This is a genomic window from Paraburkholderia strydomiana (assembly GCF_046030495.1).
Taxonomy (GTDB): Bacteria; Pseudomonadota; Gammaproteobacteria; order Burkholderiales; family Burkholderiaceae; genus Paraburkholderia; species Paraburkholderia strydomiana_A.
Genome location: NZ_JAQQCJ010000009.1, coordinates 40,869 through 53,902 on the forward strand (window position 1 = coordinate 40,869; position 13,034 = coordinate 53,902).

A 13,034-nucleotide genomic window follows, 5' to 3' on the forward strand; every position below is an offset into this window, starting at 1 on the left:
GCGCCCGGGCAACTCGACGCACCGTCGAACACTTGCACCCGCGTTCGGGCCGCCTCGCGCGAGGTGCGCCCGGTGTTCCGTCAGCCGTTGTTTTTCGCCGATGGCAGGCCGCGCACCGGTCTGCTCTCCCTTGGGACGCAAGCATCCTTGCGTCGGCCTTCGAAGCCTCGAGCTTCGCCGGTTTAAACTCGACGGATTGCGTTTTCGCGCGTCCGTCATTCGTTGATGTCTAGTATGCACACGGTAGTTTTCGGCTGGTTCGGCGGGTCGGCCGTCTGGTTCATTCCTCTTTTGTGGCGCCTCGTGAAGTCGGTGCTGCCGGGCGGCGCAGGCTTGCGCGGCCCCGGCACGATCCGCCTTTGGCTCGGCTTCGTCTGCGTGATGGTGGCGAGTTGCACGCTCGAGGCGTCGCTGCTCGACGTGGCAGGCCTCAATGGCCTGGGCCATGCGCTCGCTGCGGGCTTCGGTCATCTGCTCGGGCATATCGGCACGCCGCTAGCGGCGCTCGCCCTGCTTCTCATCAGCCTGCCCTGGCTGATCGACTTCCGCTGGCGTGATTTCGCCGCGTGGGCGGACGGCGCGTTCGGTCTCGGCCTGTCGCCCGGACTGGCCAGGCGCGACGAGGAAGCGCGCCGTCATCGCAGCGTCGATGACGGTTTGTCTTCGCACGTTTCGCCGGCCACGAATACGATGGCGCCGAAAAGCAATGGACGCTACACGCGTCCGACCGTGTGGCGGCCGCCGGCGCGCGGGCGTGGCGCGGCGGCGGGCGGCGCGGCGGCCGGCAAGGATGCGGCGGCGCGCGGTGCCGGGTCGAGCTGGCGCGCGGGTAACGTGACGCCGCGCAGCCAGGCGACGCAAATCGAGCCAGTGCTGCGCACGGGCGCGGCGATTGCGCCGCGGCAGGCGTCGATGCAGAAGTCGGCGCCGAATGCCGATAAGGCGGCGTTCATGCCGGCTGAGCCGGTCGCGCCTGCCGGGTGGTTGCGGGAGACTGCGTCGCCGCGTGCGGGAGTGTCGGTGGGAGCTGGGGCGGCTGGCATTTCAGGCGCCTCTGCCGCGGTGCCTCGCGATGGCGCGTTGCAGGTCGGCCGGCGCTCGGCTGGCGAACAGCGGTCGGGGGCGTCGGTTGATTCGGGCGCGGGTTCGGCGATGGCGGCGGGTGTGGCCGGTGCTGCCGCGTCGAGCGCGGCAGGCGCGTCGAGCGCGGCAGGCGCGTCGGCGAGAGCTGCGCACGGCATAGCGGCAGGTACGGCCGCAAGCACTGCGGCCGGTTCGATGATGAATACCGCAACCGGTGCGGGCCGTTCGGCAGCGATGCAGCGTGCAGCGGCTCCGCTCGACAGCACTGTCGCGACCCGTCAACCGTTCCCGGCCGCCCCGCTGGCGAACGCGGTCACGCCGACGTCGGCCACGTCTCGGACGGCACCAAGTTACACGCGGCCCATGGCGGCGGCGCAGACAGTTTCGCCGCCCGCCAGCGTCCAGGAAACGCTGCGCAGCATCGCGGAAAACGCCGCGCGCTGGACCGATCTGGCCGGCGTCAGCCTCGCGCGCAGCAGCGGCGCGGAAGGCGTGAAGATGACGCCGGCGGCGCACGCCGGGCCGTCGGTCGAGGTTGACTGGCCTGGTGAGGATGCACGCCATGCCAGCGCGGTTGGGACGGCTTCGCCGGCGCGTGCGGATGAGCCTTTGCCGGAGCTTGCCGAGCCTGCGGTCGAGCCGCCTGTTGCGCCGTCATTTGAGCAAACGCCAATTGAAGCGGCGCCCGTCGAGTCACCGTGGATGGAAGCCGCAGTCGATGCGCCAGTCGAGACGAATGCAGAGCCCATCGTGCATTGGCCAATCGAGCCGCCGATCATTCACGCGCCGCTGACGGCGGCGCCTGGATTTGTCGCGCAAGTGGACAAGCCTGCGGAAGTGGATGCGGCGTTTGTGCCTGTTGCGTCTATCCCCGCTGCATCTGCGCATGCTGCATCTGCGCCCACGCCGCCCTCCGCTGCGTTCACATCTGCGACACCCGCACCGCCTACGCATGCATCCGTCACAGTTGCCCCGCAAGGCATGACGCCGGCAGTGACGCCCACGCCATTCCAGATCTTCGCGGCCCAGTTGGAAGCGAGCGAAGAACAGCCAGCACCGGACGCATCGCCCATCGAAGACGACCCGGCGCAATCGACCGTTCACATCGACAGCCACACGCACCCGATTGCCGAGCTCACGCAACCAGTCAGCGAAACAGTAGCGTCGACGCACACCATCGCGCCGAGCGTCGCAGCGCCCACGAATGAAAGTGTCGCGGCGCGTGTGGAAGAACCCGCTCCGGTCGTCGAATCGCCCGCCGTTCCTGCAACGACGATGCAACCGCCCGTACCGGCCGCAGAAGTCTTTGCCGATAAGACGCTTGCGCCTTGGGAAACCAAGGCCGACGTCATCGCGACCCAGCACGACACGACGGTATCGATCGCGCCGCCGGTCAGCCGCAGCAGCGTTCCAGCAGAAAACGCATCGACATCTCACGAGACCCCGTCGACGCACGTCGCAAGCGCGAATGCAAACGAAGCAGCAACACTGAGCCAACCAGAAACGGCACACGTCCCTGCCCTGCGAAACGAAGCGGAAGCGGGGAGCACTTTCGCACCGGCAACAGCGGCAAGCACCGCAGCGAACGTCACAGCGAACACCCCCTCTTCAGCCGCGTCGCCAAGCCTCGAGCCGCAAGCGTCGAACGTGGTTCGCTTCCCGGGTTTCGCGGCTCAGGCCGCATCGTCGGCACCTGCCATCGGTATTGAAGAAGCGGACGGCACCGAAGAGTCCGCTATCGCCGCCCGCACGACCGAACCGCCCGTCGCGTCAGTGACGTTCGCACCATCGGCATCTCCGTCCCCGGAGCCCGCCGTCCAGCGCCCCCCGCTGCGCGGCCACGCCCCGGCCAACGGCTTCGAATTCCACGCGCCCGCTGCATCGATGGTCGAGCTGCCCACGCTCGATCTGCTGGAGCGCGCCGACACCGACGTCGAACCGGTTTCCGAGGAAAAGCTCATCGAAACCGGCCTGCTGATCGAGCAGCGTCTGCAGGAATTCAAAGTGCCGGTCACCGTGGTCGGCGCGTCGGCGGGTCCGGTCATCACCCGCTTCGAAGTCGAGCCCGCGCTCGGCGTGCGCGGCAGTCAGATCGTCGGCCTGATGAAAGACCTGTCGCGCGGTCTCGGCCTCACCTCCATCCGCGTGGTCGAAACGATTCCCGGCAAGACCTGCATGGGCCTCGAATTGCCAAACGCGAAGCGCCAGACGATCCGCCTGTCCGAAATCCTCGAGGCAAGCGTCTACCAGAACTCGCACTCGCAACTCACGCTCGCGATGGGCAAGGACATCACCGGTCACCCGGTCGTCGCCGATCTGGCGAAGGCGCCGCACATGCTGGTCGCGGGCACGACCGGTTCGGGCAAGTCAGTCGCGATCAACGCGATGATCTGCTCGCTGCTCTACAAGGCGACGCCCGAGGAAGTGCGCCTCATCATGATCGATCCGAAGATGCTGGAGCTGTCGGTGTACGAAGGCATCCCGCACCTGCTCGCGCCGGTCGTCACCGACATGAAGCTCGCGGCCAATGCGCTGAACTGGTGCGTCGGCGAAATGGAGAAGCGCTACCGGCTGATGTCCGCGGTCGGCGTGCGCAATCTCGCGGGCTTCAACCAGAAGATCCGTGACACCGAGGTGAAGGGCAAGAAGCTCGGCAACCCGTTCTCGCTGACGCCCGAAGCGCCCGAGCCGCTTGCGCCGCTGCCGCTGATCGTGGTGGTGATCGACGAGTTGGCCGACCTGATGATGGTCGCGGGCAAGAAGATCGAAGAGCTGATCGCGCGGCTCGCGCAGAAGGCGCGCGCCGCCGGCATCCACCTGATTCTGGCGACTCAGCGGCCCTCGGTCGACGTGATCACCGGGCTCATCAAGGCGAACATTCCGACGCGCGTCGCGTTCCAGGTGTCGTCGAAGATCGACTCGCGCACGATTCTCGATCAGATGGGCGCGGAGTCGCTGCTCGGCCAGGGCGACATGCTGTTCCTGCCGCCGGGTACGGGCTATCCGCAACGCGTGCACGGCGCTTTCGTCGCCGACGAGGAAGTGCATCGGATCGTCGAGTATCTGAAGCAGTTCGGCGAGCCGCAATACGAGGAAGGCATTCTCGATGGCCCGGCTACCGATGGCGGCGCGGCGCAGGACCTGTTCGGCGAATCGCCGGATGCGGAAGCCGATCCGCTCTATGACGAAGCCGTAGCGTTCGTGGTGCGCACGCGGCGCGCGTCGATTTCGTCGGTGCAGCGGCAGTTGCGCATCGGCTATAACCGCGCGGCACGCCTCGTCGAGCAGATGGAGACGGCGGGACTCGTGTCGGCGATGAGCATCAACGGCAGCCGCGAAGTGCTCGCGCCGGGGCCGGCGGAATAGCGGCCCGGTGGGTTGTCGCTCGGCGGCTTGCAAGGGATGGCTGATCGGCTGTCGACGGTTGCAAGGCGAGTTGCCGAGCCGGCCGCAAGGCAAAAAAACGGGCCGCTCGAAGCGGCCCGTTTTTCATTCCACCCACACGTTCGAATCAAGCACGACACCGTCCTTTCACGACGGCGACACCAGCTTGAAGTCCACCGGCGCGCCGAGTTCGAAGTGCTGCTTCGGCGTCGGATCGAGTAAACCGGTTTGACGATCGCGCTTGAACACGTACACCGTATCGCTGTTCTGATTGCCAACGATCAGCCAGTTGCCGGTCGGATCGATCGCGAACTCACGCGGCGACTTGCCGAGACTCGATTGATGCCCGATCTTCTTCAGATGCCCGTTGGCTGGATCGACCGAAAAGATCACGATCTCGTTCGCGTCGCCGCGATTGGACGCGTACACGAAGCGTCCGTCCGGCGACAGATGGATCGCCGCCCCACCGACCGCGCCCTTGAAGCCTGGCTGCGTCAGAGGAAGCGTTTGCACCAGCTTGAGCTTGCCGTCGGCGTAGTCGAACGTGCTGACCGAGGCGTTCAGCTCGCTCGTCAGGTACGCATGCTTGCCGTTGGCGCCGAAGATCAGATGACGCGGACCCGTGCCCGCCTTCTGCTGGGTATAGCCCCAATCGGTCGGCGTGACCGGGCCGTGACTGTCGCCCGGCGTGTAGCGATACGCGTAGAGCTTGTCGGCGCCGAGGTCCTGCGCGAAGAGATAGCGCCCATCCGGCGAAAACACGGTGGAGTGAACGTGCGAGTTGTCCTGCCGCCCCTTCACCGGACCGCCGCCCTCGTGATGCACGGTGAGCACCGACGCGCCGAGCCGGCCATCGCCCTCAACCGGAAACACCGCGAAGCTGCCGCCGGGGTCGGCCGCCACCGAGTAGTTCGCGCTCAGCAGATACTTCTCATCCGGCGACAAACTCAGATAGCACGGATCATTGCCATCCGACGACACCTTGTTGAGGAACGTCAGTTGCCCCTGTGCGGCGTCAAAGCGAAATGCGCTGACACCGCCGCGCTGCGTGGCCGGGCCATCGTCACCGGGCAATTCGTTGACCGCATAGACGAAGCGGCGGTCACGGCTCACCACGAGGAACGAAGGATTGACCGTCTGCGCCACCGACACGCGCGTGGCCGCACCTGTCTTCGTGTCGAAGCGATAGACGTAGATCCCCTCGCTCTTGCCGCTGGTGTAGGTGCCGACCAGCATGTTGTAGACGCCGTCCGCGGGGACCGGGCCGGAATCTTGCGCATACGCGTGCGACGCAACAATCGAGACCATGAGCACGAAACCTTTTATTATCGAGCGGGCGGCGCGTAGAGGCGCAGGCCGCCCGGAGTGTCCCGCCCCGCAAGCAGCGGCGGCAGGCGAAACGGAAGGCGGGAAAGCAGATGAAGCGGGACTCGAAATGGCACGCACGGCCGCCCGGCGACGACGAAGCATATGACCTCCTCCACATCGGTTATTGGATCGAAGCGGTTGTAATGATGTCGCTGGTCTGCCGCGCGGCGAGTCGAGCGTTGTTCTTATCGAGGCAAGTATAAAAGCGTTGGGTCGGATCATGCAGCGAATCCGGCTGCCGGCACGCATCGGCAGCCATTGTCCCGCGTCGCGGGACGTTTCTTCAATCGCGTCTTACGCGTTTCACACTACGGAGTCTTCATGAACGTCACACTCAGCCTGGGCCCGCTCGTTTCGTTGATCGCCGGCATTCTGATTCTCGTCATGCCGCGCCTGTTGAACTACATCGTCGCGCTCTATCTGATCATCATCGGCATCATTGGGATCTTCGGTGTGGGGTCGTCGCACTTCTGAGTTGGCGGCAATCGACGTGCGGCCGGGCGCAGGGCCGGCCCGGCCGCACATCGTCAATGCGCAAGGAAGGCGCGGCAAAGCGCGCGCGTGACACGGAACAGAAACGTGGGAAATGCGGCGGCAGAAACGAAGCTGCATCGCATCACGATGCAGCTTTGCGCAAGCGGATTAGCAGGTCATCAAACCGGACGCATGGAGCGCCGCCTCACTCATCGGCCTCGCGGCTTACGCGCCCCGTCGCCGAGCGTCAACCGTTCGACAGCTGGTCGAGCCGCAAGCGTCCCTGCAACGACAGCGCGCCGACGGCATAATGGCCGTCACCTTCCTGATAGCGCCGGAAGCAGGCCCGTTCGACCAGAAACGCGGCAGCGGCCAGCATGCCGTTGCGGCTCAGCCCCAGCCGGCCATGATCGAGCGGCAACATCGAATCGCCGGCGAGTTGGCTGGCGGCCGAGAGTATCGTGATGCAATCGGTTTTCGTCGGGTTCAGCATGGCTTTCGTCCTCGGAAACGGCGCCTGCGTGCGCCATGGGCAAGGCCGACTCGCTGCCCGGTCGGGCTCCGGGCTCGGCTCGAAATCCGATTGTAGGCACTGATTTGACAATTACCAACCCGCGTTTTGCCGCATTGCGTGATGAACCAATGCGCATCGCGCGGGTCCGGTAGTAACCATGACCCAGCGCGACGGCCTCGCCGTGCGTCATCACCGACACGCTCCCCTATGCCCGCAAACATCGAAGACTATGCGCTCATCGGCGACGGCCACACGGCCGCGCTCGTCTCCCGCGAAGGTTCCGTCGACTGGCTCTGCTGGCCGCGCTTCGACTCCGGCGCCTGTTTCGCCGCCCTGCTCGGCACGCCCGAGAACGGCCGCTGGCTGATCTCGCCGGTATCGGAAGACCCGAACGCCGCGCCGACCATCACGCGTCGCTATCGCGGCGAAACCCTGATCCTCGAGACCGATTTCGAAACGCCCGAGGGCGCCGTCACGCTGATCGACTTCATGCCGCCGGGTAACGGCTGGTCGGAGATGGTGCGCATCGTCGTCGGCAAACGCGGCACCGTGCGCATGAAGATGGAACTGGTGCTGCGCTTCGACTACGGCTTTTCCATTCCGTGGGTCGACAAGCTCAAGCACGACAGCGGCATCAAGGCGATCGTCGGACCGGACAACGCGGTGCTGCGCACGCCGGTCGCGCTGCGCGGCGAAGACATGAAGACAGTTGCCGACTTCACCGTCAGCGAAGGCGAGCGGGTGCCGTTCTCGCTCGCCTACGCGGCCTCGCATCTGCGCATTCCGCCCGCGCGCGATCCGCATACGTCGCTCGCGCGCAGCGAGAATCACTGGCTCGAATGGTCGGCGCGCGGCACCGTCGAAGGACGCTGGGCCGGCGCGATCCGCCGCTCGCTGATCACGCTGAAGGCGCTCGCCTACGAGCCGACCGGCGGCATCGTCGCGGCGCCCACCACGTCGCTGCCAGAGCAGCTCGGTGGCACGCGCAACTGGGACTACCGCTACTGCTGGTTGCGCGACGCCACCATCACGTTGCTCGCGATGATGCGCGGCGGCTACTACGACGAAGCGCGCGCATGGCGCAGTTGGCTCGGCCGCGTGATGGCCGGCTCGCCCGAGCAGCTGCAGATCATGTACGGGATCGCCGGCGAGCGGCGGCTGCCGGAATTCGAAATCGACTGGCTGCCCGGTTATCAAGGCGCGAAGCCGGTGCGCATCGGCAACAACGCGGTCGGCCAGCGCCAGCTCGACGTGTATGGCGAAGTAATGAACGCGCTGCATCTGGCGCGCGTCGGCGGCCTGCAGGCGGACGACACCGCATGGAACGTGCAGCGCGCGCTGCTCGAACACCTCGGCACGATCTGGCAGGAGCCCGACGAAGGCATCTGGGAAACGCGCGGCGGCCGCCAGCATTTCACTTTCTCGAAGGTGATGGCGTGGGTCGCGTTCGATCGCGCGATCCGCTCGGCCGAAATGTTCAAGCTCGACGGCCCGCTCGACGAATGGCGCGCCACCCGCGCGCAGATTCACGCGGAGGTCTGCGAGAAAGCGTGGAATGCCGAGCTCGACGCGTTCTCGCAGTACTACGGCAGCGACCAGCTCGACGCAAGCGTGCTGCTGCTGCCGATGCTCGGCTTCCTGCCGCCGCACGATCCGCGCATCAAGGGCACCGTGGCGGCGATCGAGCGCGACCTGATGCACGACGGCTTCGTGATGCGCTACCGCACCACCGAATACGACGACGGCCTGCCGCCCGGGGAAGGCACGTTTCTCGCGTGCTCGTTCTGGATGGTGGACAACCTCGCGCTGCAAGGCCGTATCGACGAGGCCATCGCGATGTACGAACGATTGCTTGGGCTATGCAACGACGTGGGCCTCCTCGCCGAAGAGTACGATCCGGCGGTAAAGCGCCTGGTCGGCAATTTCCCGCAGGCGTTTTCGCACGTGGCGCTGGTGCACACGGGCCTGAACCTGATGAAGCACGAACAGGAAATGGCCCAGGCAACCGGGCATCCGGGCCATAACGGCGGCCGCTCCGGAAAACTGAAGGCTGAGGCAACCCCCGATAGCGGCGCGGCAACATCGCCAGTAGCATGATTTAATGACAGTTTGCGTGCTACCCGCGCGCAGATTGCTGCATTGCACAAATGCACTTTGTTCGATATGATCGATCAACCTGTCGGCCGAAAATCAATGCGCCAACAATCAAAACGGCCCGCCGCAACGCCTTACGCGTGTTTGCGAAGCCCCATGCGAACCGCTTAAAACGGAGCACCCATGCTCTATCAACTGCACGAATTCCAACGGGCGATGTTGAGCCCCCTTACCGCCTGGGCCCAGGCCGCGTCGAAATCGTTCGCGAATCCTGCCAGTCCACTGGCCTACGTGCCGGGCGCAACCCGTCTGTCGGCCGGCTACGAACTACTGTACCGGCTGGGTAAAGATTACGAAAAGCCCGAGTTCAATCTTCACCAGATTGTCAAAGATGGTCACAACATCCCGATCATCGAGCAGATCATCGTCGAGAAGCCGTTCTGCCGCCTGATGCGCTTCAAGCGTTTCGCCGACGACAGCGACGCCGTCACGCAGTTGAAGGACGAACCGGTCGTGCTGGTCTGCGCACCGTTGTCGGGACACCACGCTACGCTGCTGCGCGATACCGTGCGGACGTTGCTGCAAGACCACAAGGTGTACCTGACCGACTGGATCGACGCGCGCATGGTGCCGCTCGAAGCCGGCGAGTTCGGTCTGAACGACTACGTCGCCTACATCCAGGAATTCATCCGTCACATCGGCGCGAAGAATCTGCATGTGATCTCGGTGTGCCAGCCTACGGTGCCTGTGCTCGCGGCCATTTCGCTGCTGGCGAGCCGCGGCGAAGACACGCCGCGCACCATGACGATGATGGGCGGCCCGATCGACGCGCGTAAGAGCCCGACCTCGGTCAATTCGCTCGCCACCCAGCACTCGTACGAGTGGTTCGAGAACAACGTGATTTTCACGGTGCCGCCGAACTATCCGGGTGTGGGCCGTAAGGTTTACCCGGGCTTCCTGCAGCACACCGGCTTTGTCGCCATGAATCCGGAACGTCACGCGGCCTCGCACTGGGACTTCTACCAGAGCCTGCTGCGCGGCGACGAAGACGACGCGGAAGCGCATCGCCGCTTCTACGACGAGTACAACGCCGTGCTCGACATGGACGCGGACTATTACCTCGACACGATCCGCGTGGTGTTCCAGGAATTCCGTCTTGCCGAAGGCACGTGGGACATCGCCGGCGAGCGGGTGAAGCCGCAGGACATCTCGAAGACCGCGCTATTCACCATCGAAGGCGAACTGGACGACATCTCCGGCGACGGTCAGACCTATGCCGCGCACGAACTGTGCACCGGCATTCCGGAGAGTGACAAGCGCCACTTCACCGCGGAAAAATGCGGCCATTACGGCATTTTCTCGGGCCGGCGCTGGCGCACGATTATTTATCCGCAGTTGCGCGACTTCATCCTCGAGCACAACAAGGCGCCGAAAGTGGCGAAGGAAAAAGTCGAAGCCTGAGCGAATCCGCACGCGGCATCCGGCAAAAACGACGGCCTCTTCGGAGGCCGTTTTCGTTTGCGATGCCGCTTTGCCATAGGGTGTGCGACGGCGTGCTTGTGCCTCGCCCAACGCGCGCGACGGCGCGTCACGTCGCGTGCGCGCCTACTTGCGCGCCTACTTGCGCAACAGATACGCGAGCAGCAACTCGGTGTTCATCTGAACCACTTCACTGCGTTCGCTGGCGCTGTTGAAATCGCGGCCGAGCGTCGCTTCGAGCGTGAAGCGGTTCGACACGATGTAATAGCCCATGCCCGACAGCGTCACGTAAAAGCGCAGCGGATCGATGTTGGCGCGAAACAGCCCCGCACGCTGCCCGCGTTCGAGAATGCCGCCGAGCGTCGCGACGATCGGCGAGATCATTTCGCGGATACGCGTCGACTTCTGCATGTAGCGCGCTTCATGCAGATTCTCGTTGTTGACCAGACGCAGCAACTCGGGATGATCGCGGTAGTAATCCCACACGAAATGCGCGAGACGCGTCACGGCCTCGACCGGCGCGACGCCGTTCAGTTCGAGTGTGCGTTCCGCTTCGTTGAGCGCACTGAACGCGTGCTCGAGTACCGCGGTGAAAAGCTGCTCCTTGCTACCGAAGTAGTAATAGAGCATGCGTTCATTCGTTTCCGCGCGGCGGGCGATCTGATCGACGCGTGCGCCGAATAGCCCACCATTTGCAAACTCTTCGGCCGCCGCAAGCAGAATGCGGCGCCGCGTGCCTTCAGGATCTCTTTTGATTTTCGGCTGATTCATGGTGGCATCGTCTTCGTGAGCCGCGTTATCCGGATCGCGCCGCCGGCCTCTCCTCGGGCCTTGCACCGACAGCGTTGAACGGGCGCGCCATGGTTGGGGAACACACCCTTTTCTGCGGTCTTTCGAAAAAGCGCTTCGATTATGGCACATGGATTGCGAATGGCAATTGGGGAAATCGGCGATAATGTGCTATTTAGTTCAAGCTATGCGGCAGCAAGGCAAGCCCCCCGTCGTGACCGTGACAGACATTAAAATACTTGCGGATCGCATAGAAGATCTGCTGCCCCAAACGCAATGCACGAAGTGCGGATATCCCGCATGTCGTCCCTATGCCGAAGCCGTTGCGAACGGCGACGCCAATTACAACCAGTGTCCTCCCGGCGGCGCCGAGGGTATCGCACGCCTCGCCGCGTTGCTCGGCAGGCCGGTGATTCCGCTCAATTCCGCCAACGGAGTCGAACGCGCGCGTCCGTTGGCGGTTATCGACGAACAGGTTTGCATCGGCTGCACGCTGTGCATGCAGGCTTGTCCGGTCGACGCGATAGTTGGCGCACCGAAACAGATGCACACCGTGATTGCCGAACTCTGTACCGGCTGCGATCTGTGCGTGCCACCGTGCCCGGTCGACTGCATTGCGATGCCGTCCGTCACCGGCGAGGCGACCGGCTGGAACGCATGGACCCAGAGCCAGGCCGACGCCGCGCGCGCGCGTCACAACCGGCGCGAAGCCCGTCTCACGCGTGAGCGCGAAGCCGCCGAAGCGCGTGCTGCTGCGCGCCGCGCCGGCGGCGCGGGCACGGCGCTCACTCCGGACGTGACGCAAGCGACTCAAACAACGCAAGCCGGTACCGCTACAGCGCCAGTGGCCCCCAACGTGGACGACGCCGAAGCGAAGAAACGCGCGATCATCCAGGCCGCGCTCGAGCGCGCTCGCAAGAAGAAAGAAGAACTGGCTGCCAAAGGCCAAGACCCGTTGAACACCGAACACGTTAGCGCCGACGTGCAGGCGCAGATCGACGCCGCCGAAGCGCGCCGCCGCCGTCTCGGCCTCGCCGACGCCGCCGACGACGACACCGACGCCGACACGCCGTCCAACCCGCGCTAAACGCACCCGCCACGCTCCGCATGAACGCGAACAAACGCCGCGCCATCTACGAAACGCTACAGAGTCTCAACCCCCATCCAACGACCGAGCTTGAGTACACTTCACCGTTCGAGCTGCTGATTGCCGTGCTGTTGTCGGCGCAGGCCACGGACGTGTCGGTCAACAAGGCGATGCGCAAGATGTTCCCGGTCGCGAACACGCCGCAGCAGGTGTTCGATCTCGGCGAGGAAGGCGTGACCGGCTACATCAAGACGATCGGGCTGTACCGGACCAAGGCGAAGAACGTCATCGCGACCTGCCGCATTCTGCTCGATCAGTACGGCGGCGAAGTGCCGGAGGACCGTGAAGCGCTCGAAAGTCTGCCGGGCGTGGGCCGCAAAACTGCCAACGTGATTCTGAACACCGCGTTCGGCCATCCGACCATCGCGGTCGATACGCACATCTTTCGGGTTGCCAATCGAACCGGGCTCGCGCCCGGCAAGGACGTCCGCGCGGTCGAAGCGGCGCTGGAGAAATTCACGCCCGCCGAGTTCAGACAGGATGCGCACCACTGGCTGATCCTGCATGGCCGTTATGTCTGCAAGGCGCGTCGCCCCGAATGCTGGCATTGCGTGATCGAGCCGCTTTGCGAGTTCCGTCCGAAAACGCCGCCGCCGGATCTCTGAGCCGCCTCGCGAGGCGCGGCGCGCCGCCAGCAGCGCGCGCCGCCGCGGCGTAAAATACCGGCCTGCGCGCTTGTCTCGCGCGCGCCCACTCAAACGC

General features: G+C 64.8%; 9 protein-coding genes. 6 read left to right on the forward strand and 3 right to left on the reverse strand.

The window, feature by feature from the left end; all coding sequences use genetic code 11:
• Positions 1-234: 234 nt before the first annotated feature.
• A complete protein-coding gene (locus tag PQQ53_RS13875) occupies positions 235-4,449 on the forward strand; it encodes an FtsK/SpoIIIE family DNA translocase (RefSeq protein ID WP_408324492.1) in 4,215 nt (1,404 codons plus the stop codon).
• A 165-nt stretch (positions 4,450-4,614) separates the two neighbouring features.
• Here the strand turns inward: PQQ53_RS13875 and PQQ53_RS13880 are convergent, their stop codons facing one another.
• Complete coding sequence (locus PQQ53_RS13880; protein WP_408324494.1) at positions 4,615-5,775, reverse strand: lactonase family protein; 1,161 nt, start codon at positions 5,773-5,775, stop codon at positions 4,615-4,617.
• 381 nt (positions 5,776-6,156) lie between these two features.
• On the opposite strand from PQQ53_RS13880, the gene PQQ53_RS13885 reads away from it, so the two are divergent.
• Entirely contained in the window at positions 6,157-6,309 is a 153-nt protein-coding gene (locus PQQ53_RS13885) for a DUF3096 domain-containing protein (protein WP_007175701.1), read from the forward strand.
• Positions 6,310-6,556: 247 nt separating this feature from the next.
• Here the strand turns inward: PQQ53_RS13885 and PQQ53_RS13890 are convergent, their stop codons facing one another.
• Positions 6,557-6,802 carry a hypothetical protein gene (locus tag PQQ53_RS13890; protein ID WP_121316915.1) on the reverse strand — a complete coding sequence of 82 codons (246 nt, stop codon included), beginning with the start codon at positions 6,800-6,802 and terminating at the stop codon, positions 6,557-6,559.
• A 228-nt stretch (positions 6,803-7,030) separates the two neighbouring features.
• Here PQQ53_RS13890 and PQQ53_RS13895 point away from each other — a divergent pair, with 228 nt between their 5' ends.
• Both PQQ53_RS13895 and PQQ53_RS13900 read left to right on the forward strand, forming a co-directional pair.
• Complete coding sequence (locus PQQ53_RS13895) at positions 7,031-8,920, forward strand: glycoside hydrolase family 15 protein (RefSeq protein ID WP_408141688.1); 1,890 nt, start codon at positions 7,031-7,033, stop codon at positions 8,918-8,920.
• Between the two features lie 180 nt (positions 8,921-9,100).
• The gene (locus tag PQQ53_RS13900; RefSeq protein WP_408141687.1) at positions 9,101-10,378 is read left to right on the forward strand and encodes a polyhydroxyalkanoate depolymerase; all 1,278 of its coding nucleotides are present in this window, start codon (positions 9,101-9,103) and stop codon (positions 10,376-10,378) included.
• 156 nt (positions 10,379-10,534) lie between these two features.
• On the opposite strand, the gene PQQ53_RS13905 is transcribed toward PQQ53_RS13900, so the two are convergent.
• Positions 10,535-11,167 carry a TetR/AcrR family transcriptional regulator gene (locus PQQ53_RS13905; protein WP_408141686.1) on the reverse strand — a complete coding sequence of 211 codons (633 nt, stop codon included), beginning with the start codon at positions 11,165-11,167 and terminating at the stop codon, positions 10,535-10,537.
• A 238-nt stretch (positions 11,168-11,405) separates the two neighbouring features.
• Between PQQ53_RS13905 and rsxB the strand changes: the two genes are divergently transcribed.
• The gene (rsxB, locus tag PQQ53_RS13910; protein ID WP_408324496.1) at positions 11,406-12,272 is read left to right on the forward strand and encodes an electron transport complex subunit RsxB; all 867 of its coding nucleotides are present in this window, start codon (positions 11,406-11,408) and stop codon (positions 12,270-12,272) included.
• A gap of 20 nt (positions 12,273-12,292) precedes the next feature.
• A complete protein-coding gene (nth, locus tag PQQ53_RS13915; protein WP_408141684.1) occupies positions 12,293-12,937 on the forward strand; it encodes an endonuclease III in 645 nt (214 codons plus the stop codon).
• Positions 12,938-13,034 lie beyond the last annotated feature (97 nt).

Bases quoted from the DNA above. Each gene is read 5' to 3' on its own strand.
- PQQ53_RS13875 (WP_408324492.1), top strand. From the start codon at position 235: ATGCACACGGTAGTTTTCGGCTGGTTCGGCGGGTCGGCCGTCTGGTTC.
- PQQ53_RS13880 (WP_408324494.1), bottom strand. From the start codon at position 5,775: ATGGTCTCGATTGTTGCGTCGCACGCGTATGCGCAAGATTCCGGCCCG.
- PQQ53_RS13885 (WP_007175701.1), top strand. From the start codon at position 6,157: ATGAACGTCACACTCAGCCTGGGCCCGCTCGTTTCGTTGATCGCCGGC.
- PQQ53_RS13890 (WP_121316915.1), bottom strand. From the start codon at position 6,802: ATGCTGAACCCGACGAAAACCGATTGCATCACGATACTCTCGGCCGCC.
- PQQ53_RS13895 (WP_408141688.1), top strand. From the start codon at position 7,031: ATGCCCGCAAACATCGAAGACTATGCGCTCATCGGCGACGGCCACACG.
- PQQ53_RS13900 (WP_408141687.1), top strand. From the start codon at position 9,101: ATGCTCTATCAACTGCACGAATTCCAACGGGCGATGTTGAGCCCCCTT.
- PQQ53_RS13905 (WP_408141686.1), bottom strand. From the start codon at position 11,167: ATGAATCAGCCGAAAATCAAAAGAGATCCTGAAGGCACGCGGCGCCGC.
- nth (WP_408141684.1), top strand. From the start codon at position 12,293: ATGAACGCGAACAAACGCCGCGCCATCTACGAAACGCTACAGAGTCTC.